The organism is Pontibacter rugosus (genome assembly GCF_042678745.1).
GTDB lineage: Bacteria > Bacteroidota > Bacteroidia > Cytophagales > Hymenobacteraceae > Pontibacter > Pontibacter rugosus.
In genome coordinates, this window is the sequence record NZ_JBHTLD010000315.1 from 1 (window position 1) to 3,854 (window position 3,854).

Annotated in this window: 4 protein-coding genes; 3 read left to right on the top strand and 1 reads right to left on the bottom strand. The window is 46.3% G+C overall.

What is annotated here, in order from left to right; all coding sequences use genetic code 11:
- The first annotated feature begins 175 nt into the window (after nt 1–175).
- The 3 genes from ACFQ2O_RS20500 (at nt 176) to ACFQ2O_RS20510 (ending at nt 2,895) form a co-directional block, all read left to right on the top strand.
- Entirely contained in the window at nt 176–475 is a 300-nt protein-coding gene (locus ACFQ2O_RS20500; protein WP_377532500.1) for a hypothetical protein, read from the top strand.
- 130 nt (nt 476–605) lie between these two features.
- Nucleotides 606–1,088: a very short patch repair endonuclease gene (locus ACFQ2O_RS20505; protein WP_377532503.1), complete on the top strand. Its 483-nt coding sequence runs from the start codon at nt 606–608 to the stop codon at nt 1,086–1,088.
- A 73-nt stretch (nt 1,089–1,161) separates the two neighbouring features.
- On the top strand, nt 1,162–2,895 hold the full coding sequence (locus ACFQ2O_RS20510) for a M28 family metallopeptidase (RefSeq protein ID WP_377532505.1): 1,734 nt from the start codon (nt 1,162–1,164) through the stop codon (nt 2,893–2,895).
- A gap of 61 nt (nt 2,896–2,956) precedes the next feature.
- On the opposite strand, the gene ACFQ2O_RS20515 is transcribed toward ACFQ2O_RS20510, so the two are convergent.
- Nucleotides 2,957–3,718: a DUF5602 domain-containing protein gene (locus tag ACFQ2O_RS20515; RefSeq protein ID WP_377532508.1), complete on the bottom strand. Its 762-nt coding sequence runs from the start codon at nt 3,716–3,718 to the stop codon at nt 2,957–2,959.
- Between the last annotated feature and the right edge of the window lie 136 nt (nt 3,719–3,854).

Here is a 3,854-nt window from a genome sequence, read left to right on the forward strand (position 1 = left end):
GTATAACTTAAGCCTAGTAATTTCCTAAGTTACTTTTTGGCTTTTTATTTCCTGTTTTAGAAGCTCTAGCTTGTTTACTTTTAAATACTGAAAATAGTCGGCTAGAATGGCTAAATTCTGAAGCAAGTAGTCTAGCAACAGGATATGATGGTATATTAAACGCGACGAAGGAAGTATGTATAGCTATCTACTGGAAGAACTATCGAAGGCTATTGGAGCCAGGCTCTTAATCAAATTCTACTATCATGGAGAATCTCATACAGTGGAACTTCACTTATTGGGACGCAACCTCCAGAACGAAGACTGCCTTTGTGCCTGGCGTATCAGCAAAGAGGGAAAAAAAGAAGATGGATGGCACTGCTTTGAGTTAAGCGAGATGCGCCAGACGCAATTGCTGGATGACAGATTCAGCAAAAAGCGCCCAGGGTATGATCCGTATAATACCTCGATGAATCGTATCTATTACCGTATCTGACCTACGGCCACACTTATACCTACGCACGCCTTTCCAGGCTATGAAAACCTTTCTTTATTCTATAGGCCATCTTTGCGAGCTGTTAAACTAATGTAGCCAAAACAGATGTTATACAACTGCACCAGCAGCTATGGCATTGGCAAAAAAGAAAAGCAGCAAGTATAAAATTGCAAAGGCACCACTTACGGCACAGGAAAAGATAAGCCGCTACATGCGTGGCAATAAGGGCAAAAACACTAAGCCTGAGTTGACGCTGCGGCGGGCACTGTGGCAGGCTGGCCTGCGCGGCTATCGGGTGCATTGGCCTAAAGCCCCGGGCAAACCTGACATCTGCTTTCCCGGACGCAGGCTTGCTGTATTTGTGCATGGCTGCTTCTGGCACCGATGCCCATACTGCCAGCCATCTTTTCCAAAAACAAACCTGTTGTTCTGGCAGGATAAGTTTGACAAGAACCAAGCCCGCGATGCCAGGTATAAGCAACTGTACAGCAAGGCCGGCTGGCAACGTGTGGTAGTATGGGAATGCCAGCTACAACAGCGCCTGCCTAGCATTGTCAGGATGATACAGGAACTACACCAGGGCGTACCAGCTAGTTGGCAAGTAGCAGCCTGAGCAACAAAATCAGCAGGGGTAAGTATAAATTTTTCCTTAACTTGAAGGATATACTTAGCTATACTTAAACCCTATGAAGAAACACATTCCGCTATTGGGCCTACTTGGGCTGCTGGCCATGGGCTGCAACGAAAATGCCCGCCAAGTAAGCGAAGGCGAGGCAGAAGTAGCCACAGCTGCCGATAGCACCAACCTGCGAACAGCACTCCAAAGCATTAATGCCAATGATCTGCTTAGCCATACTACTGTGCTGGCCTCTGATGCTTTTGAAGGCCGGGCTCCCGGTACAGCCGGCGAAGACTCTACGGTAGCCTACCTTACCCGCCAGTTTAAAGCGTTAGGCCTGCAGCCGGGCAATCCTGATGGCTCTTATGTACAAGAAGTACCTATGTTTGGCTATACACCCCAACCGACGGCCTCTGTTAATGCCAACGGCAAAAAGATTCAGCTTAATTTCCCGGATGATTATGTTGCGCTGTCGCGGCAGTTTGTACCGAACATCACTATCAATAACTCTGATATGGTGTTTGTTGGCTATGGCATAGTAGCTCCGGAATATGGCTGGGACGATTACAAGGGGCTGGATGTGAAAGGCAAAACAATCGTGATGCTTGTAAACGATCCACCTATACCTAATTCTCAAAACCCAGAGCAGTTAGACAGCACGATGTTTGGCGGCAAGGCCATGACTTATTACGGCCGCTGGACTTACAAGTATGAGATTGCCGCAGAGAAAGGTGCCGCCGCCGCTATTATTATTCATGAAACCGGCCCTGCCGGCTATCCTTATGAGGTTATATCTGGCAGTAACAGCCGCGAAGGCTTTGATATCAGCAAGCAAAACAAGAACATGGATCGTGCTAAGGTAGAAGCCTGGATTACAGAACCCAAAGCACGTGAGATTTTCACAGCACTAGGCCGTAACTTTGATGACCTGAAACAAGCTGCAAGACAGAAGAACTTTAAACCTGTTACGCTAAAGGCTACGGCCAGCTTCGATCTCAAGAACAAACTGCGCGAAACGCAGTCTCGGAATGTGATTGCTAAGCTGGAAGGCTCTGATCCTGCACTGAAAGACGAATATGTAGTATACACCGCCCATTGGGATCACTTAGGTAAAGATCCTAACTTATCAGGCGACCAGATTTACAATGGTGCGCTTGATAACGCTACGGGCACAGCCGGATTGCTGGAACTAGCAGAAGCTTTCAGTAAGATGGAAACCAAACCGAAACGCTCCATCATATTTCTGGCAGTTACAGCAGAAGAGAAAGGCCTGCTTGGCTCTAAGTATTATGCCACCAACCCGCTCTACCCTTTAGAGAAAACGGTAGCCAATATTAATATGGATGTACTGAATGCCTATGGCCCTACGGAGGATGTGATTGTAATAGGCTATGGCAACTCTACCCTGGAAGACATACTGGCAGAAGAAGCACGCTCGCAGAATCGCCATATTGTACCAGAAGAATCTCCAGAGAACGGCTCTTTCTACCGCTCTGACCATTTTGAGTTTGCAAAGCAGGGTGTGCCGGCCCTGTATGCAGAATCTGGTGTAAAGGCACGCAACCAGCCTGCCGACTATGTAAAGAAATGGAATGAGAGGTATACTGCCAACGACTACCATAAATTAACAGACGAAGTACGCAGTGATTGGAACCTGGCTGGTGCTGTTGAAGACCTGCAGCTGTTTTTAAGGGTAGGCAACCGTGTAGCGAACAGCACGCAGCTACCTGAGTGGAAGCCCGGAACGGAGTTTAAAGCCAAACGAGAAGAAATGCTTTCTAAGGCTTCTGCTGCCAAGTAATCACCATAGTATAAACCAAGTGGGCCTGTCGCAGATCTGCGACAGGCCCACTTGGTTTATACTATTCACCTTTCCTAAACTTCAGATCGGTGAGCGACACGACATATTCGTCTTCATCAGAGCTGTTATAAATAGTATAAGAGAGCGGGTGATATCCATCACGTTGAACCTTAGTTGCCTGGTCAACCTTAAAAACGTTCTTCTGCCCCTTGTCCAGCCCCTGCAGATAGGCCAACGTAATCATTGGCTCATAAAAAATGATTTTATCGTTGTTCGCCCCTACTATATAGGTTTGCGTAAAATGATGGCCATTTAATTCCGGTGAGTATATACTTAACCAATGCACCCCCATAGCTGGAACAGCCTCTACCTGTGAAAAGTACGTAGATGGCATATAGCTTTCTTCGAAGGCAGCAGCATGTTCCTGCGGACCAGCGGGTATCGCTTTGCGCTCTGCGTCTGGTATCATGTAGAAGTGCATATCAAAGTGAGGAGTCTCATATGTTGCTGGCGGATGCCCCATCGGGTTCCAGTCAAGTACTACATGGTCATAAGGCGCAATATCTAAACCTTCCGGCAAGTCTAATTTATACTCAATCATTTCCTTAGGCAGAGACTTTATGATTTTCTTAGAGATGCTGAGCCCTATAGCTAGCGGCTTTTTATCTGGTGTCGTCTGTACCCAGGCTCGTGCCGTGCCGTCTCCAATTACTGTTTCAGGGCCATAGTGTATGGCTGTTTCCAGGTCATCTTCCTTATCGCAAGAAACCAGCATAAGCATTACGCTAAGCATCAAGGCAGGAATTTTAGTATATCTCTTCATAGGCTCGAAATCAAGTATTTGTGTTATCCAGTTTAAAATACAATTAATACAAAATTTTACAATTTACTTCGTTTATTAGCCTTCAAATTTCTAAATAATTTAATGACTTTCACTGTGGTATTGCATCCGTTCACCA

Excerpts from the sequence above, each read along its gene's own strand:
- ACFQ2O_RS20505 (WP_377532503.1), top strand. The coding sequence starts at position 606 with ATGGCATTGGCAAAAAAGAAAAGCAGCAAGTATAAAATTGCAAAGGCA.
- ACFQ2O_RS20500 (WP_377532500.1), top strand. The coding sequence starts at position 176 with ATGTATAGCTATCTACTGGAAGAACTATCGAAGGCTATTGGAGCCAGG.
- ACFQ2O_RS20515 (WP_377532508.1), bottom strand. The coding sequence starts at position 3,718 with ATGAAGAGATATACTAAAATTCCTGCCTTGATGCTTAGCGTAATGCTT.
- ACFQ2O_RS20510 (WP_377532505.1), top strand. The coding sequence starts at position 1,162 with ATGAAGAAACACATTCCGCTATTGGGCCTACTTGGGCTGCTGGCCATG.